Here is a 22,468-nt window from a genome sequence, read left to right as displayed (position 1 = left end):
TCAACGCGGCGCGGGTTTCGATCAAGACAAAACACCAGAATGAGCCGAACAACGGCTGGAAGACGAGTAGATTAGGCTATGAGCGAAGCGCTTTCGATCCTTAACGAAAACGAACTTGTGGACGTCGTGTCCGCAGCAGACGACAGCACAAAAAAGACCCAGTTCACGATCGGCGACCTGTCCAAGGAATTCGGCTGCACCCTTCGGACCCTTCGGTTCTATGAAGACAAGGGCCTGCTCAATCCGAAGCGCGACGGCATGAACCGGATTTACAATCGCCGCGACCGCGCGCGCCTCAAGCTGGTCCTGATGGGCAAGAGCGTCGGTTTCTCCCTCTCCGAAATCCGCGACATGCTCGACCTTTACGACCTGCGCGACGGCCAGGTGACGCAGCTGCGTGTTGCCCTGTCCAAGTTCAATGAACAGATCACGGTTCTTGAAGACCAGCGCAAGGACATCGAGCAGGCAATCGAGGAACTGTCCCGCACGGTCGAGATCGTGTCCGGCATGCTGAAGCAGAAAGAAGCCGAAGAAGCGTAAGCTTTCGGGTTGCTCCGATCAGAAAACCGCCGTTCCCGACCGGGGACGGCGGTTTTTGCTTTTTCAATGGGCGTCACGCGTCATCACTCACGTTCACACCTTTTCCATTCGAACGCCGAAGACATCCTCCCACACGGTCTCTTCAGCCCCCTCGAACACGGTCTCCACATATCCCGCCGCGCCGGCAGCGGGCAGACGGGTGTGCGTCAGGGATGGCCGGTGCTGGACCTCGAAAACCGTATAGGGCCTCTGATAGACCCAACTCCGGTTTTCGATCGCCCTCGGATCTGCTGATGGCGGCTCCTCATCCGTGAAGGCATAAAAGTGCAGCGTGAAGCCGTAGCGCTCGACTGGCATGATCGCCAGGCGCTTCAAGCCCCAGCCTTCACACTTTTCGGCAATCAACTCTTCCGAGGCGCAGCGCAGGGTCAGGAGATTGAGAACGGCCCCACCACCGAACCGCTCCTTGTCGACCGGTGCCGGACTAGCCTCCCCTTGAAAGCGATGTGCGATCAATTCGATCGTAAACCCTGCCGGGTCCTTCAGATGCGCCAGGTAGCCAATGTCGCCAAACTGCTCCGGTTTGCCGACGGGCGTTCCCTTCTCCGCCAACTGGCAGCAGGCCAGATCCAGATCCGGGACCGCCAGCGCGATTTTCCAGTAAAGATCGTCCGCAGAAGGAACATGATCTGTTTCGGCCGGGACAAAACTCAGCCTCGCGCCCTCGCCCGGATATCCGACGCTTTGATCCGCAAACTCCACCATGCCCAGAACGTTGCAATAAAACTCTATCTGAGCGCGCGGATTGCGACTGCGCAATACGATCCTGTCAATCCTCGCCATGGCCTGTACCTGTTCTTCGGCGACTGCAAACCGCCTGGTTTGGACTGGTCCGGCACTATCCTAATTGGTGCCAAGCGGCCGGAATTGACGAATTTAGCGCGACTGACGCTACCAGCACCAGATGGACAAACGCTTCAAAAATGCGTCACCTGAACATGAAACCGTGCAGTCAGTGCTCCAAAATCATTCCATTGAGCATGTTTTGGGCGTATTTTTTTGTCATCCCTTCCCTAGGGACACCACTTGCCGGACCGCATCAAGCCGCGTATATAGAGCTCAAGGTGACGTTTACGGAAACGTAAACCTGAGACAAACCGGCAGATCTGGGAGGATTTCCATGCCGAGCTATTCCGCGCCCGTCGATGACACGCTTTTTCTCCTGAAAGATGTATTTGGTTACGAACGCTACTCGAACCTTCCCGGTTTTGCGGATGCCCCGCTCGACCTTGTGGAAGCGATCCTGCGTGAAGGCGGCAAATTTGCCGAGGAAATGCTGCAGCCGCTGAACCAGACCGGCGACCAGGAAGGCTGCACCCGCAACGATGACGGCACGGTGACGACACCCAAAGGGTTCAACGAAGCCTACAAGGCGTTCTGCGAAAACGGCTGGGGCACGCTGTCGGCCGATCCCGACTATGGCGGCCAGGGCCTGCCGCATACGCTGGCCACCATCTTCAATGAATATGCCTCCTCGGCCAACATGGCGTTTTCCATGTATCCGGGTCTGACGGCAGGCGCCGTTGCCGCGCTGACCATCCACGGGACGGATGATCAAAAGCAGAAATACCTGCCGAACATGATCGCCGGCACCTGGACCGGCACCATGAACCTGACCGAACCGCATTGCGGCACGGATCTCGGCCTGATCCGGACCAAGGCGGTCCCGCAAGCCGACGGCTCCTACAAGATTACCGGCACCAAGATCTTCATTTCCGCCGGTGAACACGACATGGCGGAGAACATCATCCACCTGGTTCTGGCCCGGATCGAAGGTGCACCGGACGGGGTCAAGGGCATCTCGCTCTTTGTTGTGCCGCGCAACCAGATCGCCGATGACGGCTCTGTTGGTGACAACAACGGCGTTTCCTGCGGCTCCATCGAGCACAAGATGGGCATTCACGGCAATGCCACCTGCGTGATGAACTATGACGACGCCACCGGCTGGCTGGTCGGCGAGGAGAACAAGGGCCTCAAGGCCATGTTCATCATGATGAACGAAGCCCGCCTCGGTGTTGCCGTGCAGGGTCTTTCCCAGTCGGAAGTCGCCTATCAGAACGCGGTCACCTACGCCAAGGACCGGCTTCAGGGCCGTTCGCTCACCGGGCCGAAAAACGCGGACAAGCCCGCCGACCCGATCATCGTGCACCCGGATGTCCGCCGCACGCTGATGTCGATCCGTGCCTTCAACGAAGCGGCACGGGCGCTTGTCATGTGGACTGCGCTCCATGGCGATGTCTCCCACCGGTCCGACGACGAGAAGTCCCGCCAGTTCTCCGATGACATGATGGGCCTGATGACGCCGGTCCTGAAGGGTGTCCTGACCGACACCGGGTTTGCCAACGCGGTCAATGCTCAGCAGATGTATGGCGGACACGGCTATATCGGCGAATGGGGCATGGAGCAGTTCGTGCGCGATGCTCGTATCGCCATGATCTATGAAGGCGCCAACGGCATTCAGGCGCTGGATCTGGTGGGCCGCAAGTTGCCGGCCAATGGCGGCCGCGCTGTCATGAGTTTCTTCAACGAGGTCAACACTTTCCTGAAGGAAAACAAGGACAACGAAGACCTTGCCGCCTTTACCGGCCCGCTGAAGAAAGGGGCCGACGATCTCCAGGCCGCCACCATGTGGTTCATGAACAATGCCATGAAGAACCCGGACAATGCCGGGGCCGGCTCAACCGACTACATGCATCTCTTTGGCCTGGTCGCGCTTGGTTACATGTGGACGCTGATGGCCAAGACCATCAAGGAGAAGCTGGCAACCGGCGCCGGCGACAAGGCCGAGTGGCTGGAGAACAAGCTGGCCTTCGGCACGTTCTTCATGGAACGCACCATGCCGGAAACCGCAGCCCATCTTGCCCGGATCTCGAGCGGTTCGGACACGATGATGTCGCTCGGCGCCGAGGCATTCTGACCCCAACGGCCCGGTCAACGTTTCGTGTGCCCGGGCCGGAAATTCACCCAAGCAAATTGGATCCAATCCGGTTAATCTCACGTCCGATTCAATTTGCCAGGGAGAAAACACGTTATGGCTGATTACGTTCTTCACTGCATGGCCCAGTCCGGTCACTCCTACAAGGTGGCCCTGATGCTGGAACTGTGTGGCGCCGACTGGAAACCTGAATGGGTCGACTTCTTCAATGGAGAGACCCGGACGGAGGAATTCCGCTCGACCCTGAACGAAATGGGTGAAGTGCCGGTGCTGGACCACCGCGGCAAGCTTCTGACCCAGTCCGCCGTGATCATGGACTACCTGGTCGAGAAGTTCGGCCGGTTCGGCTGGGACACGGATGAGGAACGCCGCGAAGTGCTGCGCTGGACGATCTTCGACAACCAGAAGGTCTCCGGCATGATCGGCCCGCTCCGGTTCATGCGAACGCTGATCAGGACCGGTGAAACCGAGGTCACCAAATTCCTGGATGGACGCGCCCAATCCGCGCTCGCCATCCTGGACAAGCATTTTGCCAACTCGGAATTCGCCATTGGTGCCAAGCCGACGACCGCCGATTTTTCCCTGTGTGGCTATCTCTATGTCCGGGACGAAACCGGCATCGACTTTGCGCCCTACCCCAATGTCATTGCCTGGCTGGACCGCATCAAGGCCCTGCCCGGCTGGAAACACCCTTATGACCTCATGCCCGGCCATCCGATGCCGGAGACAAACTGAGGACAGACCCTAGAGGAGGATCTGATGCCCGAAGCCTATATCTACGATCACGTGCGCACGCCGCGCGGACGAGGCAAGAAGGACGGCGCCCTGCACGAAGTGCCCGCCGTCCGGCTTGCCGCGACAGCGCTGGAAGCCATCCGCGACCGCAACGGGCTGGATACGGCCCGGGTCGACGATGTCGTGCTGGGCTGCGTCGACCCGGTCGGTGAAGCCGGTGGTGACATTGCCCGCGCGGCAGTCTTCGCGGCGGATTACGACACGTCGGTTCCGGGCATGCAGATCAACCGCTTTTGCGCCTCCGGTCTCGACGCCGTCAACATGGGGGCGGCGCAGGTCATGTCCGGCCAGCACAAGCTCGTCGTTGCCGGCGGCGTGGAAAGCATGAGCCGCGTCGGCCTCGGCGCGTCGGGCGGTGCCTGGCCGATCGAGCCTCAGGTTGCCATCCCCTCCTATTTCATGCCGCAGGGTGTCTCGGCTGACCTGATTGCCACCAAATACGGCTTCAGCCGCGACGACTGCGACGCCTACGCGGTGGAAAGCCAGAAGCGTGCCGGCAAGTCCTGGGAAGACGGCCGGTTCGCCAAATCCGTGGTGCCTGTGAAGGACATCAACGGCATCACCATCCTCGCGAAGGATGAGCACATGCGGCCGGACACCGACATGCAGTCACTTGCCTCGCTCAACCCTTCGTTCGAGATGATGGGCTCCATGGGCGGTTTCGACGCGGTCGGCATCCAGGCCCATCCGGAAGTCGAGGCCATCAAGCACGTCCATCACGCGGGCAATTCCTCCGGCATCGTCGATGGCGCTGCCGCCATCCTGATCGGCTCCAGCACCGCGGGCCGCTCCTCCGGGCTGAAGCCACGCGCGCGCATCAAGGCCTTTGCCAATATCGGTTCCGAACCGGCCCTGATGCTCACCGGACCGGTGGACGTTACCGAGAAGCTTCTGAAAAACGCCAAGATGGAAATGAAGGATCTCGACCTCATCGAGATCAACGAAGCTTTTGCCTCCGTCGTCTTGCGCTACCAGCAGGCTTTCGATCTCGATCCCGAAACCGTCAATGTCAACGGCGGCGCGATTGCACTCGGCCACCCGCTGGGAGCAACTGGCGCCATGATCCTCGGCACCGTGCTCGACGAACTGGAGCGCCGCGATCTCAACACCGCATTGGTGACCCTTTGCATTGGTGCCGGGATGGGAACCGCAACGATCATCGAGCGGGTCTGAGCAATGGCACAGCCCCTCACCAGGACCAGACCCTGCGTGACGGTGACCGCTCCTGCCGAGACCAAACACACCGGAAGCGGCGTCGTGAACGGTATTCCGGAGGCAGCGCGGAAGCGCTCCTTTCTCCGGCCGGTCGACGCGTGATCCGAGGAGGATATTTGAGATGAGCTACAAGAACTTTACCATTGAAACCGACGAGGACGGTTTCGCCCTGATCACCTGGGACATGCCGGAAAAGTCGATGAACGTCATCGATCTTTCCGTGATGGATGAACTCGACGCGCTGGTCGACCAGATCGCGGGCGACGAGGCCATCAAGGGTGCCGTGATTGCCTCCGGCAAGGCCGCCTTTTCCGGCGGCGCGGACCTGACCATGCTGGAAGGCCTGCTGAAGGACTTCCACGTCAAGCGTGGCAACGACCCGGAAGCAGCCGCCAAGGCGCTGTTTGAAGGCTCCCGCAAACTGTCGCTGGTCTATCGCAAGCTGGAAACCTGCGGCAAACCGTTTGTTGCCGCCGTTGCCGGAACCTGCATGGGCGGCGGCACCGAGCTGGCGCTTGCGTGTCACGGCCGCGTGGTCGACGAAGGCCTGAAGATGGGCCTGCCGGAAGTGAAAGTCGGCCTCTTCCCGGGCGCCGGCGGCACCCAGCGCGTCATGCGCATGACCGACGGCCAGCAGGGCATGCAGTTCCTGCTGCAGGGACGCACCCTGCGTGCGCCACAGGCAAAGCAGATGAAGCTGGTCGACGAAGTCACCGGCACCAAGAAACTGGTCGCAAGTGCCAAGAAAATGCTGAAGGCGGGTCTCGATCCGGTCAAGGACTGGGACAAGAAGGGCTACAAGCTGCCCAACGGCAAGGTCTATTCCCCGGCAGGCTTCCAGTTCTGGCCGGCGGCCAACGCCATCTACCGCCGCGAGACCTTCGACAACTACCCGGGCGCGCGCTACCTCTTGCATTCGGTGGTCGAGGGCCTGCAGCTGCCGATGGATCTCGCCCTTCAGGTGGAAAGCCGCTACTTCGCCAAGGTGCTGCAGACCCCGGAAGCGGCCAGCATGATCCGCTCCCTTTTTGTCTCCATGCAGGAACTCAACAAGCTGGCCCGCCGTCCGGTCGACCAGCGGCCGAACAAGATCAAGAAGGTCGGCATTCTCGGCGCCGGCTTCATGGGCGCAGGCATTGCCTATGTGACGGCTCAGGCTGGCATCGATGTCGTGCTGATCGACCGCAGCCAGGAAGCCGCCGACAAGGGCAAGGCCCATACCGAAGAGCTGATCACCAAGGCGATCAAACGCGGCCGGGCCACGGAAGAGCAGAAGGACAAACTGCTCTCCAGGATCAATGCGACCACCGACTATGAGGCCCTGGCGGATTGTGACCTGGTGATCGAGGCCGTGTTCGAAGACCGCGAGATCAAGAAAACCGTCACGGAGCAGGCGGAAGCCGTGATGAAATCCCGCGCGATCTTTGCCTCCAACACCTCGACCCTGCCGATCACCTCGCTGGCCCAGGCCTCCAAGCGGCCGAAGAACTTCATCGGCATTCACTTCTTCTCGCCGGTCGACAAGATGATGCTGGTGGAAGTGATCCTCGGCAAGCGCACCTCTGATCGGGCACTCGCCATGGCTCTCGACTATATCAAGGCCATCAAGAAAACGCCGATCGTGGTCAATGACAGCCGCGGCTTCTACACGTCGCGTGTTGTCATGACCTATATCCGCGAAGGCCTGATGATGCTGGCGGATGGTGTGCCGGCCGCGATGATCGAGAATGCCGGCAAGATGGCCGGCATGCCGGTCGGCCCGCTGTCGCTCGGTGACGAAGTCGCGCTGGATCTGGCCTGGAAAATCGTCTCGGCGACCCGCAAGGATCTCGGCGTCAAGTATGTGGAAGGCCCGCTCGACAACATCCTGGAAGAGATGGTGGTCAAGCAGGAACGCTTCGGCCGCAAGAACGGCAAGGGCTTTTACGACTACAAGGGCCGGGACAAGAGCTTGTGGCCCGGCATTCCGGACGTCGTCGGTCAGCCGAAATCCGCCGACAGCTTCAATATCGAGGAACTCAAGCAGCGCCTCCTGGTGATGCAGGCGCTCGAAACCGCCCGCATCTTTGAGGAGAAGTGCCTGACCGATGTTCGCGAGGCTGATGTCGGCTCGATCCTGGGCTTCGGCTTTGCCCCCTATTCGGGCGGCACGCTCAGCTACATTGACATGATGGGCACACCTGCCTTTGTGGAACTTTGCAAGAAGTTCACGCGCAAATGGGGCCCGCGCTTCAAGCCCAACAAGCTGCTGCGCGAAATGGCAAAGGAGAACGCCACCTTCTACGGCAAATTCCCGCCAAAGGCAGAAGAAAAGGTCAAGGACGCGGCCTGATGCACGCTGGCAATACCGCCTAAAGTTGAAGCGGTATTGCCACTTTTACCTAATACCAACGACATAATTGTTAGCAAAAGGCGACAAAACTTGATCCGCGGCGTCCGGTCATGCACAGTCTGCTGAAGAACTGTGCACGGGCCGGCTGGAGATAGGCATGTCGCTTGAAGGCGAATGGGCGCGCTCGGACGTGTTCCGGGTGTTGCGCGACATTTGTTCAGATGCCAATCTGGATTGGCCTGATATGGCCAGACGGTATAATTTCGACCTTGAGAGCCTGGACGATCCGCAGGGCACCGTTTCGATCACAGCTTGGCACGCCGTTTTTGAACATATCGCGGAGGTTCTTGGCGATGACGCCGTTATGTTCGACCTGTTCAACACCGTCGATATCGGCTGTTTTTCCATATTCGACTATCTGTTCGCCTGTGCGCCAACGTTAAGAGAAGCGTGTCAGGCCTGGGTCAAGTTCCTGCCTATCCGGACCAATGCCTACCGCATGATTTTTGAAGAGAATGACACAGGCGGCTATGTGGAATGGCCGATCCTTGAGGGCCGCGGGGAATGGCGCCAAAACATGTTTGGCCGCATCGGCTGGGCGACGCAGCAGCTTGAGCACGCGCTGGACATGAAGGTCCCGCCCATCCTGATCGAACTGGCGACCTCGGCCCCCACCTCCACATCAAATTTTCAGAAGAAATATCAGGGCCGACTGAAATTCGGGGCCTCCCACAACAGGATCCTGATCCCCAGCGCGCTGCTGGCCCGTCCTTTGCGCCGCAACGATGCGCATCTCTACGACATCATCCTGAAATCCGCGATGGGCGAACTTGAACAGTTCGGCCAGATGGAAGCGCCTCTGTCGCGCATTGCCAACGAGGTCGCTTCGAACCTGTCGAACGGTGCAAACTCGCTTCCGCAGGTTGCCGCCAAACTCGGTATGTCGCAACGTGCCGTGCAACGCCTTCTGGAGAAGGAAGGCACCAGTTTTCGCAAGCTCAGCGAGGAAATTCGCCGATCGGCCGCCGAAAGATATCTGCGGGGAACCGAACTGCCCATGAAGGAGATTGCCTATCTTCTCGGATTTTCGGAACTGAGCACGTTTTCGCGCGCGGTAAAATCCTGGTTCGGCGTCCCGCCGAAAAAAGTGCGTGAGCGGTCGGCTCTCAGAAGCCCGCGTCGCCTGCCCTTGCCCAAAACACCGCGAGGCGGCTCAGAGGCTGCAGAGTAGCCACTTCAGTGGGGTCCACGAAACATTGGGAGAATTTTGGCACGGTGATGGCTTCGGGCTATGCCACCGCCGTGCCAGTAACGTCTGTGGCGAGCAGAACGCGTCGAAACTCCCTTCGACTGATCTACCCGGCGCCGCTTGCTTCCGGATGCAGGAACGGTGAGGTGCAATCCGAAACTCATATCGCAGGCGCGACCTGAAATGTGCTTGTCTTTTGGTGTCAGACCACCTTCCGCACTGGCCTGACGACAGTCTTTCACTTCAGGTTGAGGAAGACCCGGCGCGAACAAGAGTGGGTCCTTTGCCAACGCCCGGTTGCAACTTCCTGTCCTCTTGCATACGTCAGCAAAGCCGTCTTGTCTTTGGCGGAACACGAACAGGATTTAGCGATTTACGACACCACATGTATTTAATCGATATGATTGACAGGGGTTCAGGCGACGCGGCGCCCTCTACTTTGCCTGCCACGTTGCAATTTCCTGTCAGACTTCCTAACTCTCATTGCGACCAGCACTCGATTTTCAGGAGCCCGACATGTCCGATACAGGCCTGAGCCGTTTCTTGGGAGGATCTCCCGCGCAGGTCCTGTTAAGGCTTGTCTTTCTGTCCTTCGTGGTCGGGATAATCCTGTCGGCTCTGAACCTCGACCCGCTCGACCTCATCGACATGGTCGTAACCTTTGTCGAACGGCTCTGGGACATGGGCTTCCATGCCATCGGCCGGCTGGGCAACTACCTGGTGATCGGCGCCATGGTCGTGGTGCCGATCTGGCTCCTGTCCCGCCTGCTGGCGATGGGCAAACCCAGGGATTAAAGTGAGATGCCTGACAGGTTGGCGGCACAGCAACCTGGGATGGAAAATTAACACTGCATTAACCATGTTTCAGCGAGAGTGCCAGGACCTGTCTCGGTCCTGAAAGACACCTCATGAGCATCAACGGCAATCTCGCCCAGGCCGCAAGGCATTTGGGGAATGTGCAATTTGGCACCAGCTCTGCCAAACCCTCCGCCAGACTGTCCGCAGCGGGTAGTCTGGTTCAGGCCATTGCCAAATCAGGCGCGGAAGATGCCGAGGACAAGGCCAGGTCGCTGTTTGACACGTTCAAGGAGTCCGTTGAACTCGGCAACGGCCTCGAGCGCGCCGCACAAGACAGCCAAGATGCGATGCGCAAGCAGAAGATCGAGCTCATGGCAAAACGCATCGAGCAGCTCAAGGAACTGCTGCGATTTGCAACCCCCGAGCAGGCCAAGCGCATGCTCAAGGAGCTGAAACAGCTATCCCGGGAATTCAAGTCCGTTTCCAAGGAGCTGGGCAGTTCAGCCGAGGGTCTGACGTCTGCAGCTTCCTCCGGCAATCTGCAATCAACCGCGTCCGTTTCCTCCACTCCGTCATCGGTGACCGGCGCCGGTTCAACCTCTTCAGGCACAGATCAGGAGCATCGAAGAACAGAGCCGGTTTCCGCACCCAATCGCCCTGCAGACCCCTCCGCAGAAGAAAGTGCTTCCGCCAACGATGACGACAAACAACCCGGTTGGCAGGTGGAGCTGAGCGCAGCCATATCCTCCTACACGCAATCGCAACTCGAAACCGAACAGACTTATTCCACCACGCGGCGCGAGCGATTGAAGCAGGACAAGGAAGATCTCGGCAAGATCGCTTCCGGTCTGGAGCAACTGGCCGATGCGCTTGAGCGGCTGGCAGACGACGACAAGGACGCGCGAAAAGACCTCAAGAACATCCGGAACAACCTTGAGGATGGCCTCGACGCGCTACGGGACGTCGATCTCGCCGGCTCCCCCGTGTCGTCCACGCTGATTGCAACACAGGTCTCGACAGCCGGCTCGGTTTCATTTCGGTCGACCGACATCGTGATCTGAGCCCGACCAGACCACGCGCGCTTCCTTTTGACCGTGAACCTGTCTGGCGCTCCTGTGCAAGGTCACATGCCGGTCGGCCAATTCGTCAATATCGTCTGAATAGCCGCCGCCCAGCACGCCCGCGACGGGAATGCCGGCGTCGCGAAGTGTCCGGATCACATAAAGGTCGCGCTGGCGCAAACCGTCCCGTGACAGGGCCAATCGCCCGAGGCGATCCTCAATGTAGGGATCGACACCGGCGTTGAAAAACGCCAGATCCCAGGTGTCGCGTGCGATCAACTGCGGCAGCACGTCAGCAAGCGTTGCAAGATAGTCCGCGTCTCCCGTGGCATCGGCGAGTCCGATATCAAGATGCGAGGGAACCTTGCGCACCGGATAGTTCTTTTGCGAGTGCATGGAGAAGGTGAAGACATCCGGATCACCCTGAAAGATGTCCGCCGTGCCATCTCCCTGATGGACATCAAGATCAATCACCAGGGCCTTGCGGATTGCCCCATCGGCCTGCAGAACCTTGATGGCCACCGCCACGTCGTTAAACACACAGAAGCCGGCGCCGTGGGCTCGTCTGGCGTGATGACTGCCTCCGGCCGTGTTGCAGGCAATGCCGTGTTCAAGCGCCAGATAACCGGTCAATACCGAGCCGCCCGTGGCGCAGCGTGCACGCAGGGCAATGTCCTCGCGCATGGGAAAGCCGATTTCCCTTGCGACCTTGTCAGGCACCTGCGCGGTGAAGACCTGGTCCACGTAAAGAGGATCATGGGCCAGGGCGACCCATTCAAAGGGCGCCGGCCTCGGTCGGTAGAAAGCCTTGCCGTCGAGCAGTCCTTCGTGCCGGACCAGATCGGCCACGGCGCGAAACTTGTCCATGGGAAACCGGTGATTTGCCGGAAGGTCGGCGCAATAGGCGGGGTGGTGCACGATGGGGAGCGTCATTGCCCGCAATATAAGCCAGCTGGCCCTGTCTTAAAGGCCTCTTCCGGTGCAATTGAACCCCCTCTCCGGATCCGAATGACCGGTATGTTCAGGCAAGGATTGACGAAACAACCTGCAGCGGACAAGAAGGGCCCCGTCGTTGTCCTGAGTGTTCCATGTCCCGCACCGCGCCTGATCCCTCCCAGCTCGCCTTTGCCGTCACCCATCGCTCGGTGCTTGCAATCGCCGTCCCGATGACGCTGGCTTACCTGTCGACACCGCTTCTGGGTGTGGTTGACATGACGGTGATCGGCCGCATGGGGGACGCGGCCCTTCTGGGCGGCATCGCAATTGGCGGCATCATATTCGACCTCGTCTTCACCACCTTCAATTTCCTGCGTTCCGGAACGACAGGCCTGACCGCCCAGGCTTTTGGCGCCAAAAACGAAGAAGAAATCCGCGCGACGCTGCTGAGAGCCATGATCCTGGCGGCAATCGGCGGCGGCCTAGTGGTTCTGCTACAGGTGCCCTTGCTGGAACTGGGACTCTGGTTTCTGGGCGGCAGCGATGATGTGCAATCCGCGACAACACGTTATTTCGACGTGAGGATCTACAGCGCTCCGTTCCTTCTGGCCAATTATGCCATTCTCGGCTGGTTCATTGGCCTGGGACGCGCCGGCACCGGCCTGGTTCTGCAGCTGTTCCTGAACGGCCTCAATATCGTGCTGAGCCTGTGCTTCGTCATCGGCCTCGGCTGGGGCGTCGAAGGCGTCGCTTTCGCAACGGTTCTGAGCGAGATCTCGGCGACGATGGTCGGCCTTGCTCTGGTATTCGCCAGCACACGACAGGGCCGCTGGCCCGCTGCCTCGGTCATTTTCGACAGGCGCCTTTTGATGCGCATGATGGCGGTGAACCGGGACATCATGATCCGCTCGTTCACCCTGCTCTACGCATTTGCCTTCTTCATGGCCCGGTCAGCCGACCAGGGGGACACGGTGCTTGCGGCCAACGCGCTTCTTGAGAAATTCATCATGGTGGCGGCCTTCTTCCTGGACGGGCTCGCCACGGCCGCCGAGCAGCTGGCCGGCCGCGCCGTCGGCGCACGCCATCGCCCTGCTTTCGACAGGACCCTGAAACTCACTGCGCTCTGGAGTTTTTCGCTGGCCGCCATGTTGGCGGTGCTGTTCTGGGTTCTGGGCCCCTATCTGATCGATTTCATGACTACGGCGCCAGAAGTTCGCCAGACCGCGTCAAACTACCTTGTCTGGGCCATCCTGACACCGCTTCTAGGTGTGCTCGCCTTCCAGATGGACGGGGTCTTCATCGGTGCGACATGGTCGGCGACCATGCGCAACATGATGCTGCTGTCCCTCGCCATTTATCTGGCAGCCTACTATGCCCTCTTCCCGCTCTTGGGCAATCACGGCCTCTGGCTCGCCTTTCTGCTGTTTTTCGGCATTCGCGGCCTGTCTCTTCTGGCAGCCTGCCAGCGGCGCGCGGCGGAGACCTTCGGGTAGGTCGGCACAGCAAGGGGTCCCGAGACCCGCTGCTCAGCAATCTCCTTCGTGTCATCCACGCAAAATGCTGCAAAGCCTTCCGGTCAAGCCGGCGGCGCCTATGCCGGACAGGCCGCGAATGCCGCTCGCATCGATCTGCAAGACAGACCTAGCCTGCGAAATATCCGGCGCCCAGGCGCCACGGAATGTCCGTGTTGCCATAGTCGATGCCCATGGCATGCAGAGCACTGGTGACCTGGCTGCGGTGGTGGGTCTGGTGGTTGAAGATCTGCACCACCATCACCCAGCGGGCAAAGGTCGGCGGGTCGTCGAACCGCGGGCTTTTCATCACGATCTTTTCCGCCAGCCACGCCTCGGTCCATTCACGGCCGCCTGCCGACAAGATGTCGTCCTGCATCAGCCGGATGCGTTTCAAGTCCTCCCAGTCAGACCAGACAATCTGCCTGGGCGATGCGCGTTCCGGCATGACGCCATCGAGGAATGTCAGGATCGAGCGATTGACGAGGCAGATATGGTCGAGCGTATGGTGGATCGATCCAAAGAACAGGCCCCGATCTCGCAGCCGTTCCTCCTGACCGATCTCATCGCAAATCCGATAGATCGTGTCGTTCTGCCAGCGCGAATAGGCCGCCATTTCTGCAACGTAGTCCGGCGTGATCATGCTCGGGTTTCCTCATGTGCGGCTGAAGGCGGACTTGGGCACAACACCCTCCGTAACTCGCGCTCCCCCTGTTACGGCGACAAACTAGGCCGTCTCGGACGCCCAGGCTTCCACGTTGGCGTCGCGCGCCTCGCGCAGGGTCGACAGGCCGTGTTGATCCAGTCTGGCCGACAAGCCGGAAAGGATCTCGTCCACCAGCCCCGTTCCCTTGAAGACCAGAGCGGAATAGAGCTGCAGCAGGTCTGCGCCTGCCGTGATCTTCACCCAGGCCGTTTCCGCGCTGTCGATCCCCCCTACCCCGATGATCGGCAGATCCGGGCCCGCCAGCTTGCGTGCCTTTGCCAGAACAATGGTGGATCTTCGGAAGAGCGGCCGACCGGACAGGCCGCCCGCTTCGTCCGCAGGACCGGCACCGCTCAAACCATCACGTGTGATCGTCGTGTTCGAAACGATCAGGCCGTCGACATTCTTGAGCAGCACCTCTTCGACAATGTCCTTCAGATCTTCTTCGGCGACGTCTGGCGCAATCTTGAGCAGAACGGGAACGTGGCGACCCAGTTCGTGGGTACACGCGTCACGCGCCGAGATCACGCCGGTCAGAAGATCTGCAAGGGCGGAGCGCGCCTGCAGGTCCCGCAGGCCGGGCGTGTTGGGGGAGGAAATATTGACCGTGAAATAGGAAGCAATGTCCGCGAACGCGTTGATGCCGGCGACATAATCCGCGATGCGGTCATCCGCGTCCTTGTTGGCTCCTACATTCACGCCGACAATGCCCGACAGACGTTTGCGCGCGTCGAGCCGGCGGCGCACGGCCGCGTGCCCCTCGTTGTTGAAACCGTATCGGTTGATGACCCCTTCATCGGCAGGCAGCCGGAACACACGCGGGCGCGGATTTCCCTCCTGCGGCCGCGGCGTTACGGAGCCGATCTCCGTTGACCCGAATCCAAGCCTGAGCAACGCGTCCGGCACTTCACCGTTCTTGTCGAACCCGGCGGCCATACCGAGCGGATTGGGAAATGTCAGGTCCCAGAAGGCCTGCGACAACCGAGGATCCGGTTTTGCGCGCCGTGCCGGCACCAGGCCTGTCTTCAGCGCCAGAACGGTCATGCGGTGCGCAGTTTCCGCGTCCAGCAGATGCAGCCCCTTCAGGGCGGCGGCTTCCAGAAAAGGTGCTGTCATCGGCTGAGCTCCGGAAAGACATGCGTGCCGTCTTCGGCAAGCGGCAGGTCCTTGACCCAGAGGGCCACAGCCGGATCAAACGTTGCGTAGAGATGGGGGAACAGGGCACCGCCGCGCGAAGGTTCCCACTTCAGCTTGTCGCCAAACCCGTCGGCCTCGAAGGCCACCAGCAGCAGGTCTTGCTGTCCGGCAAAGTGTTTCGCAGCGGTTTCCTTCACCTGGTCCGGATCGGAAAAATGGATGAACCCATCCGCCAGATCGACGGGGGCTCCCTGGAAGGCCTTCCGGTCGAGAGCCTCCTGCCAAAGCGTTTCTGGAACAATCTTGAATATCAGTGTCATCTGCCTGCCCTGGTGCTGCCGGCCAGACTGCCGACGCGGTCGGACACTACTCAGGAGTACGGATCTGAACAAGCCACGCAAAGGTGATGATGCATTCTGCTTGGTGTTTTCGCCCGGAAAAACCATATGCACGTAGGGTGAGTTGACGTACTCGATCGCAAACAGGGAACACGAACCTTGCTTTCGCATGACAAAGTCTGGGCAGCCATCGACGCGCTCGCGGCCCAAAACGGGCTGTCGCCATCAGGCCTTGCGCGGCGCGCGGGTCTGGATCCAACCGCATTCAACCGGTCCAAGCGCTTTGCGGGCGACGGCCGGCCACGCTGGCCATCAACGGAATCCCTTGCCAAGGTGCTCGAGGCGACCGGAGAAGCGCTCGACACCTTCGCGGCCCGGGTTGGCTCATCCACGTTGAACACTCCGGAGCGCCCGTTCCTGGTGCCCCTTCTCAGCCTGTCGGACCTGGCCGACACCCAAAGCTTCGACGCCCACGGTCAACCGGCCGGAAGCGGATGGACAACGTTTCAGGTTCCCGCGGCCTCGTCCGATGCCTTTGCACTGCGTGTCTCAGACGACCGGTTCCTGCCCCATTACAGACCTGGCGACACCATCATCGTGTCTCACGAAACGCCGATCCGGCTGGGCGACCGCCTGGTCGTGAAACCCTTTCAGGAGCCCGTCCAGCTCTGTTTCCTGGAAAACGAAACGCCGACATCGCTGAATCTCATGACAATCGGGGACAATTCCAAATCCATGCGATTTCAACCCTCGGCAATCGAGTGGAGAGCCCGTATCATCTGGGCAAGCCAGTGACAGCGAGTTGATGCGGAATGAACCTCCGGCCACTTTTGGTGCCCGTCCTTGTGCTGACCGCCAGCGGCGGTCTGCTCGGCTGGCTGTTGCTTGCCGATCCGCCGGAAGTGGAACCGGAAACAGGGCCTGTCGCCCATGCGACAAACGTCCAGCCGCCGCCTTCTGTCAATGCCGAACGCCCGACCGCTACGCCGGGTGAACAGGCCCCGTTTGCGGACACGGCAGCTTCGGCCCCCGCCCCTCTCCCGGAAGACATTCGCAACGTTTCCCCGGACGGGGTATCGGCGCCAAGAGTGGACGGTAATCTGAAGCGCATTGAACCCTCAAAGCGCTATCTGGAGCTCAAGGATCCGCCGATCGAGCCCGTTCCCGACGGTCCGCTCGAACTTGTCCGTGTACAGGTTCTGAGCGGCGGTCACATCAAGTCGGACCGCCTGACGGTAACGCTCGCTCATATTGCGCCGCTCGACCTGGAAGAAACCTGCATCTCGCGCCTGGGCGGCAAATGGCCCTGCGGGGCACGGGCGCGCACCTTCCTGCGGGGCCTGATCCGTCAGTTCAAGGTCACCTGCGAAAAGATCGAGGACACCGGTCCCCAGCAGATCCTGGCGACCTGCAATCGTGGCAGTTTCGACCTCAGCAAGCGGATGGTCCGCTATGGCTGGGCGGACCCAACGGAAGATGCGCCTGAGGAGTTCTTTGAACTTGCCAATCAGGCCAGGGAAAAGAAGATCGGCAAATGGCAGTCCGAATGGCTTGCCGAGCTGCCTCGAAACGACTGGGAGAACAGGCCGGCGGATCCACTACCGGGCCTTGAGGATCTGGAGCCGGAAATCGTGGAATGGAGCCTTCGAACCGGTCCGGCAGTGCCTGACGGCCAAGACACTGAATCAGTTCCCGCGGCTCCGGTTCAATGATGCAATTTCAAAAAACTCCCCTACGTCAAGTAGGCTATAGCCAAAAGTATATTTGGGTTAATACGTATATTTTACAGAGATTACAATTAGAACAATTTTTACACAGAGCGGCGAAACTTGGCCCAATTTCTCCCGTCGTCACAAGGGCCAAATAGTAATGAGTGCAGCAGCCCCCAGCAAAACAGTCGAAAACGACAATATCAGCAAATACCTTCAATTCATGTCTGACGCTGGAAGCAACACAGCTTCCGCGCAACGGGCCTGGAAAACGCTGCAACCTGCCCTCCCCGGCATTCTCAACCGCTTTTACGACACCCTTCTGAAGCAGGAAGAATTGCGACAGAAAATGGGTGTTCACGAGAAGAATACCAGCGCGCTCAAGTCTGCACAGGCCAAGCATTGGGACTATATCTTCAACCATGATCCAGACCTGGAATTCATCGGCCAGGCGGCCCGGATCGGCCAGGCGCATGTGAAGATCGGCTTGCGTGCGGAATGGCTGATGTCGGCCTTCGGCCGCCTCCTGAATGAGTTGCTCCCGGTTGTCGTCAGGAAGAACCGGTTTTCACAAGGCGCCATGGTGCGCGACCTGCAAGCTGTGGTCACGCGCCTGTTTCTGGACATGATCCTTGCCCAGCGGGCCTTTGAAACCGAAGAACGCCGGCAGGAGGAGGTGCTGGCCCGTGAGACCACGGGTTTGACCAATCTGCGAACAACCGCCACCACCATCTGCGAGTTGAATGAACTGGTGATGGCGATGGCGCTGCTTTCGCGCAACACGCAAGAGGCCAATGCCAACGGCCAGTCCATCTCTGCGGCTGCGGACGAGTTGGTCGCCTCCATTGGCCAGATTTCCGAAAACAGCGAGGGAGCCGCCGAAGAGGCCAACCAGACGAACAACGCTGCCAAGGATGGGCTGAACAAGATGTCGGCGGTGTCCAAAGCCATTGGCGATATCTCGTCAACGTCCCGGCAAACCTCGCAAAGCCTGACAGATCTCAGCGAGGCCGCATCGCAGATCAGCGAGTTCCTGTCCGTCATTCAGTCGATCGCCGATCAGACCAATTTGCTGGCATTGAACGCCACGATCGAGGCTGCCCGCGCTGGGGAGGCCGGCAAGGGCTTCGCAGTTGTCGCCTCGGAGGTCAAAACGCTGGCCTCGCAAACCGGCAAGGCGACCGAGGACATCGCCCAGCGCATCGACGCCCTGACAGCCGGCATGGAAACCATCCAGACAGCGATACGGAGTTCGGAAGGGGCTATTCTAAATGGCGAGGAAGCCATTGGAGCTGCCAACGAGATCATGCAGTCCATTGACGGCATGGTTGGCACGGTGTCTGAACGGGTCACGCAGATCACCGAAATTCTGCACCAGCAGAAGGAAGCCAGTCACGAGATTGCGCGCAATGTTGCGAATGTCGCTGAATCCAATCAAAACACCGATCTGCAGCTGAGCGACATGCAAAGAATTCTGAAAACCAGCAATGATCACTTCAGTGAATCGGCCAAGTCCTTCTTCGATGCAGACTCAGACAGGTCTCTTCTGGAAATGGCACGGATCGATCATGTGCTGTTCAAGAAGCGGGTCGTTGATACGGTCACGGGTCACGACGACTGGGCGTCTTCCGCGATGCCGGATCATCATCATTGCCGCCTTGGCAAATGGTACGACAACATCCAGAACGAGAAAATCAAATCACACCCGATCTTCGTAAGCCTGGTCGCGCCGCACAAGGCTGTCCATGACGCAGGACACCGCGCCCTGAGCGCTGCAGAACAAGGAGACACGCCCACTGCCTACCAGGCACTGGCGGAGCTCGAAACAGCGAGCAAGGAAGTCATCCAGGGCCTGAACGACCTGGGTGCTGCGATGGAGAACGAACTCAAGGATGCAGAAGCGCGCCGGTCTCCACGCAAGGATATCACCACACGAGCTGACGTCATTGTGGACGGTAAAGTACAATCCGTCGAACTTGAAAACGTCTCCAGAACCGGCGTCGGCATCAAAGGTGTCAGAGGTGCTCAGGAAGGCAAAACGGTCAGCCTGCAGCTCGACGGAACCGAGCGTATGGGCCATGTGATCTGGGTGGACGGTTCCAGGGCGGGCGTTCAATTCTTCGATGAACACAAGTAGTCACGAGGGCCGAGGCGCGGTATCGGCGTGACACCGAAATGCGCAAACGTTTAAGCTCCGGGGACATCCAACGTTTCCACGGAGCTTCTTCATGGCCCTTACGCAAACGGTCGGTATCATCGGTGGCACAGGTCAGCTCGGCAGTGCCATTGCAACTGCGCTGCATGAAAGCGGGTGCCTGGCGCCGGAACAGCTCTGGATTTCGAACCGGTCCGGCGCTCCAGCCGGTTTCGAGCCCTGGCCGCAGGTCACATTTACAAACAACAATCAGGCGCTGGCCGATGCGTGTGATGTGATTGTCCTGTCCGTTCCCCCTGCCCTGTTGAGCAGCGCCCGCATCGCGGCGGCAGACAAGCTGGTCATCTCTGTCATGGCGGGCGTTTCCCTGCACCAGCTGAGCAGTCTGTGCGGATCGGCCCGGGTGGTGCGTGCCATGTCGAGCCCGGCGGCCAGAGAACGGCTGGCCTATTCGCCCTGGTGTGCCAGCAGCGACCTTGCCCCAACCGACCAGGAAACAGTGGCCGCCCTGTTGTCGGCCTGCGGCCTGTCGGACAGGGTCGCAGACGAAACCCAGATCGAGATATTCACGGCACTGACCGGTCCGGTGCCCGGCTTTGCAGCGTTTTTTGCAGATGCCATGGTGCAATATGCGACAGCCAACGGCGTCGATGCCAAGACTGCCCTCCGCGCCGTCAAACAGCTGTTTCTGGCCTCCGGCCGGATCTTGTCCGAAGATACGATCACCCCAGCCGAACGTGTCACCGAAATGGTGGATTATGCCGGCACCACGGCTGCAGGGTTGATCAAGATGCAAGAACTGGATCTGCCCCGCCTCATCGCCGAGGGGCTCGATGCCAGCACGGCCCGGGTGCGCACGATCGCTGACGATACATGAGCACAATATTCACTTCCGAACGCAACATCCTTCCGACACGCGCCACAATTGTGCCGGAATGAAGCCCGTTTTCCCGCGAAGTTTGCCCTCAAAACCGGCCGTTTTGTCGCCTCTTCTTATAAGATTGCTGCGGGTTTCAAGGTCTTTTTGCCTGCCCGTCCCGGTTTTTCTGCCTGCTGCAGGAGCACATCGTGACCAACAAGCGTTCCAGAACACTCATTTCCCTCGCCCTTTTCAGCCTTGTCCTGATTGCGGTCTTCGCCATTGTCTTGATCAACCGGACGGGCACCTACAATCTTTATAGCGACGAGAGCATCGGCCAGACTGAACACCGACAGAGGCCGGAGACGACGGTGATTACAAGATCTCGTCAACCGCTGAAGGAGGCACCGGCTCACTTGCCCACGCCCGAGCCTGCTCCGGTCCCGGACACAAAAAAGACCGAGGTCTTCCGACTGTCTGGCGGAACAAGATTTCCCCCCGACTCACAAGGTCTGGTTCCGCGGACCGGGGACAGCCTTTACGCTGAACAAGGCGTTGTGGAAGGATTTAGCGACCGCGCCGTGCTGCATGCAGCTCCCCCTTCACCCGGTGTCGCAAACGAAGCCAGACGATCGGAACCCAGCCGAGTAAGAACAGCTGTCGTGGCCCCACAGCGTCTTCCCGACCGGGAACGCTTTCCCGAAGCCGAAAGCAACCCGGTCAGGAAAGTCACCGATGCTCCGGTCTCGACCTTCTCGATCGATGTCGATACAGCGTCATACGCCTTTGTCCGCTCGGAACTGACCCACGGCCGCATGCCCCGCTCTCAAGCGGTGCGACCGGAGGAGCTGATCAACTATTTCGACTATGCGTATGCGGTGCCCGGGGACACAGAGATACCGTTCTCCACCAGCGTCTCCGTGATTGAAACGCCTTGGAACGCGAATACCAGGCTGCTGCAGATCGGCCTGCAGGGTTATTCCGTGCCGCTGGATCAGCTGCCGCCGCAGAACCTGGTGTTCCTGATCGACACGTCCGGATCGATGTCGGCCCCCAACAAGCTGCCACTGCTGCAGCAGGCCTTCCGCTTGCTGCTGTCGAGCCTGCGGCCGGAGGACCGCGTCGCCATCGTCACCTATGCCGGCCAGGCGGGACTGCTTCTGGAACCGACCCGTGTCGATGACAGGAAAACCATCGTACGGGCCCTGAATGCCCTTCATTCTGGCGGCAGCACAGCCGGTCATGCGGGACTGCAAGGCGCCTATGCCATTGCCGAAGAGATGAAGGAAGATGGCGGCGACGCGAGGGTAATCCTGGCCACCGATGGCGACTTCAATGTCGGCCTTTCGGGCCCCGACGATCTGAAACGCTACATCTCCGACCAGCGCCAAAAAGGGATCTCCCTGTCCGTGCTCGGTTTTGGCCGCGGCAACTACAACGACACGCTGATGCAGACACTTGCCCAGAACGGCAACGGCGTCGCTGCCTATATCGACACGCTGGCGGAAGCCCGCAAGGTTCTGGTCGACCAGGTGGTGAGTTCGATCGTGACGATCGCACAGGACGTGAAAATCCAGGTCGAGTTCAATCCGGCCACGATCACCGAATACAGGCTGATCGGCTACGAGACCCGCGCGCTCAAACGGGAAGACTTCAACAATGACAAGGTGGATGCAGGCGATATCGGGGCGGGCCATACGGTGACCGCACTCTATGAGATCACGCCCGTCGGCTCGCCGGCGGTTCGTCTGGATGATCTTCGCTACGGCCCTGCCACACCTGAAGCCTTGCCGGCAGCGGCGGGCGAGTTCGCGGATGAGCTGGCTTTTGTGAAACTGCGCTACAAGCTGCCGGGCGAGAACCAGAGCCACCTGATCACCACGCCGGTGACCGGAGACACCGCCGGCATCCCGGAGGGCGAAGCCCTGTTCGCGGCCTCCGTTGCGGGCTTCGGCCAGCTGCTGCAAGGCGCGGATTATCTGGGGGACTGGAGCGTCGGGGACGCCGAAAAGCTTGCTGCGGCAAACCTGGGAGACGATCCGCACGGCTATCGGGCGGAATATCTGTCATTGCTTCGCCTGGCAGCCTTCGCGGAACATTGACAGGTCATCAGAGGCGGCGGGAAGCCGCCG

The 22,468-nt window shown here is 60.0% G+C and carries 20 protein-coding genes; 14 read left to right on the top strand and 6 right to left on the bottom strand.

What is annotated here, in order from left to right:
* Nucleotides 1–78: 78 nt before the first annotated feature.
* The gene (locus CHH27_RS26890; RefSeq protein ID WP_094074329.1) at nt 79–540 is read left to right on the top strand and encodes a MerR family DNA-binding transcriptional regulator; all 462 of its coding nucleotides are present in this window, start codon (nt 79–81) and stop codon (nt 538–540) included.
* A gap of 93 nt (nt 541–633) precedes the next feature.
* Here the strand turns inward: CHH27_RS26890 and CHH27_RS26885 are convergent, their stop codons facing one another.
* Nucleotides 634–1,383 carry a VOC family protein gene (locus CHH27_RS26885; RefSeq protein ID WP_094074328.1) on the bottom strand — a complete coding sequence of 250 codons (750 nt, stop codon included), beginning with the start codon at nt 1,381–1,383 and terminating at the stop codon, nt 634–636.
* A gap of 337 nt (nt 1,384–1,720) precedes the next feature.
* Between CHH27_RS26885 and CHH27_RS26880 the strand changes: the two genes are divergently transcribed.
* The 7 genes from CHH27_RS26880 (at nt 1,721) to CHH27_RS26850 (ending at nt 10,985) form a co-directional block, all read left to right on the top strand.
* On the top strand, nt 1,721–3,517 hold the full coding sequence (locus tag CHH27_RS26880; protein WP_094074327.1) for an acyl-CoA dehydrogenase C-terminal domain-containing protein: 1,797 nt from the start codon (nt 1,721–1,723) through the stop codon (nt 3,515–3,517).
* Nucleotides 3,518–3,631: 114 nt separating this feature from the next.
* On the top strand, nt 3,632–4,270 hold the full coding sequence (locus tag CHH27_RS26875) for a glutathione S-transferase family protein (RefSeq protein WP_094074326.1): 639 nt from the start codon (nt 3,632–3,634) through the stop codon (nt 4,268–4,270).
* Nucleotides 4,271–4,294: 24 nt separating this feature from the next.
* Nucleotides 4,295–5,503 carry an acetyl-CoA C-acetyltransferase gene (locus CHH27_RS26870; protein ID WP_094074325.1) on the top strand — a complete coding sequence of 403 codons (1,209 nt, stop codon included), beginning with the start codon at nt 4,295–4,297 and terminating at the stop codon, nt 5,501–5,503.
* 163 nt (nt 5,504–5,666) lie between these two features.
* Nucleotides 5,667–7,877, top strand: coding sequence for a 3-hydroxyacyl-CoA dehydrogenase NAD-binding domain-containing protein (locus CHH27_RS26865; protein ID WP_094074324.1), 2,211 nt, complete (start codon nt 5,667–5,669; stop codon nt 7,875–7,877).
* A 157-nt stretch (nt 7,878–8,034) separates the two neighbouring features.
* Nucleotides 8,035–9,108, top strand: a complete 1,074-nt coding sequence (locus tag CHH27_RS26860; protein ID WP_094074323.1) for an AraC family transcriptional regulator — start codon at nt 8,035–8,037, stop codon at nt 9,106–9,108.
* 534 nt (nt 9,109–9,642) lie between these two features.
* Nucleotides 9,643–9,921, top strand: a complete 279-nt coding sequence (locus tag CHH27_RS26855; protein WP_094074322.1) for a DUF6460 domain-containing protein — start codon at nt 9,643–9,645, stop codon at nt 9,919–9,921.
* 113 nt (nt 9,922–10,034) lie between these two features.
* A complete protein-coding gene (locus tag CHH27_RS26850) occupies nt 10,035–10,985 on the top strand; it encodes a hypothetical protein (protein ID WP_094074321.1) in 951 nt (316 codons plus the stop codon).
* Here CHH27_RS26850 and CHH27_RS26845 read toward each other — a convergent pair.
* Entirely contained in the window at nt 10,956–11,918 is a 963-nt protein-coding gene (locus CHH27_RS26845) for a histone deacetylase (RefSeq protein WP_094074320.1), read from the bottom strand. The two genes, CHH27_RS26850 and CHH27_RS26845, sit on opposite strands and share 30 nt — an antisense overlap.
* Nucleotides 11,919–12,073: 155 nt before the next feature.
* On the opposite strand from CHH27_RS26845, the gene CHH27_RS26840 reads away from it, so the two are divergent.
* Nucleotides 12,074–13,414, top strand: a complete 1,341-nt coding sequence (locus CHH27_RS26840) for an MATE family efflux transporter (RefSeq protein ID WP_094074319.1) — start codon at nt 12,074–12,076, stop codon at nt 13,412–13,414.
* Between the two features lie 148 nt (nt 13,415–13,562).
* On the opposite strand, the gene CHH27_RS26835 is transcribed toward CHH27_RS26840, so the two are convergent.
* From CHH27_RS26835 to CHH27_RS26825, 3 genes are all read right to left on the bottom strand, one after another.
* On the bottom strand, nt 13,563–14,075 hold the full coding sequence (locus tag CHH27_RS26835; protein WP_094074318.1) for a DinB family protein: 513 nt from the start codon (nt 14,073–14,075) through the stop codon (nt 13,563–13,565).
* Between the two features lie 84 nt (nt 14,076–14,159).
* Nucleotides 14,160–15,254 carry a quinone-dependent dihydroorotate dehydrogenase gene (locus tag CHH27_RS26830; protein WP_094074317.1) on the bottom strand — a complete coding sequence of 365 codons (1,095 nt, stop codon included), beginning with the start codon at nt 15,252–15,254 and terminating at the stop codon, nt 14,160–14,162.
* Nucleotides 15,251–15,595, bottom strand: coding sequence for a DUF952 domain-containing protein (locus CHH27_RS26825; RefSeq protein WP_094074316.1), 345 nt, complete (start codon nt 15,593–15,595; stop codon nt 15,251–15,253). Before CHH27_RS26825 ends, CHH27_RS26830 begins: the two co-directional genes overlap by 4 nt.
* Before the next feature lie 177 nt (nt 15,596–15,772).
* Between CHH27_RS26825 and CHH27_RS26820 the strand changes: the two genes are divergently transcribed.
* The 4 genes from CHH27_RS26820 (at nt 15,773) to CHH27_RS26805 (ending at nt 20,354) form a co-directional block, all read left to right on the top strand.
* Nucleotides 15,773–16,408, top strand: coding sequence for a helix-turn-helix transcriptional regulator (locus tag CHH27_RS26820; RefSeq protein WP_094074315.1), 636 nt, complete (start codon nt 15,773–15,775; stop codon nt 16,406–16,408).
* 17 nt (nt 16,409–16,425) lie between these two features.
* A complete protein-coding gene (locus tag CHH27_RS26815; protein ID WP_094074314.1) occupies nt 16,426–17,325 on the top strand; it encodes a thermonuclease family protein in 900 nt (299 codons plus the stop codon).
* A gap of 157 nt (nt 17,326–17,482) precedes the next feature.
* Nucleotides 17,483–19,459 carry a methyl-accepting chemotaxis protein gene (locus CHH27_RS26810; protein WP_094074313.1) on the top strand — a complete coding sequence of 659 codons (1,977 nt, stop codon included), beginning with the start codon at nt 17,483–17,485 and terminating at the stop codon, nt 19,457–19,459.
* Nucleotides 19,460–19,550: 91 nt separating this feature from the next.
* Nucleotides 19,551–20,354 (top strand): pyrroline-5-carboxylate reductase, encoded by an 804-nt coding sequence (locus CHH27_RS26805; RefSeq protein ID WP_094074312.1) that lies wholly within the window; start codon nt 19,551–19,553, stop codon nt 20,352–20,354.
* Nucleotides 20,355–20,470: 116 nt separating this feature from the next.
* Here the strand turns inward: CHH27_RS26805 and CHH27_RS28405 are convergent, their stop codons facing one another.
* On the bottom strand, nt 20,471–20,686 hold the full coding sequence (locus tag CHH27_RS28405; protein WP_198338509.1) for a hypothetical protein: 216 nt from the start codon (nt 20,684–20,686) through the stop codon (nt 20,471–20,473).
* Between the two features lie 312 nt (nt 20,687–20,998).
* Between CHH27_RS28405 and CHH27_RS26800 the strand changes: the two genes are divergently transcribed.
* Nucleotides 20,999–22,438, top strand: coding sequence for a VWA domain-containing protein (locus tag CHH27_RS26800; RefSeq protein ID WP_247646164.1), 1,440 nt, complete (start codon nt 20,999–21,001; stop codon nt 22,436–22,438).
* Nucleotides 22,439–22,468: the final 30 nt, after the last annotated feature.

The sequence above is a fragment of the Labrenzia sp. VG12 genome (genome assembly GCF_002237595.1).
Classification (GTDB): Bacteria; Pseudomonadota; Alphaproteobacteria; order Rhizobiales; family Stappiaceae; genus Roseibium.
This window is presented reverse-complemented; position numbering and strand designations above follow the sequence as displayed.